This window comes from Streptococcus danieliae (assembly GCF_009767945.1).
Taxonomy (GTDB): domain Bacteria; phylum Bacillota; class Bacilli; order Lactobacillales; family Streptococcaceae; genus Streptococcus; species Streptococcus danieliae.
Genome location: NZ_WSRS01000182.1, coordinates 1 through 651, shown reverse-complemented (window position 1 = coordinate 651; position 651 = coordinate 1). Strand labels below are relative to the sequence as shown.

Annotated in this window: 1 protein-coding gene; it reads left to right on the top strand. The window is 38.9% G+C overall.

The genetic code is table 11. The features are described 5' to 3' along the window. Positions 1 to 360: IS66 family transposase (locus tag E5983_RS09340; protein WP_160332692.1), on the top strand; the 360-nt coding region annotated here is incomplete at its 5' end. Positions 361 to 651 lie beyond the last annotated feature (291 nt).

Sequence of the window (651 nt, the reverse complement as noted above, 5' to 3'; positions counted from 1 at the left end):
TATGTCTTACCAGAATCCAAGTTAGGCCGTGCTCTCAAATACAGTTTGGATTATGAGTCCACATTCAAAACTGTACTAGAGGATGGACGTCTCGTTCTATCCAATAATTTGGCAGAAAGAGCAATCAAATCCTTAGTAATGGGACGCAAGAATTGGTTGTTCTCCCAGAGTTTAGGGGGAGCAGAGTCTAGTGCGATTATTATGACTCTAATTGAGACAGCCAAACTCCACCAAGTGGACAGTGAAAAATATATAGTTTTCCTACTAGAACATTTACCAAACGAGGAGACTCTCGAAAAAAAGGAGGTTCTAGAGGCTTATTTACCATGGGCAAAACAAATACAAGAGCATTGTCGTTAAAGAAACCTCCAAGATTCAAAGCAAGCTGCTTACAATCTTGGAGGTTTTTTGATGTACCCTGTTATTGGGCGCTTACCAAAAAAAAGCAATTCCTAGTAAACTGATAAGTGAAAAAAAAACATCAGAATAGGAATTGCTTCATATGGACTATGTTACTCAAAAATTACTCGGAATTCAAGACCTAAACATCACTTTCAAAGAAGACTGGCTTATTTATCGTAAAGATAGACGCAATCGTATGGCTCAAATCATCGAAGGCTCCTTAGAGAAACGCCCAAGTCATTGTCCCTC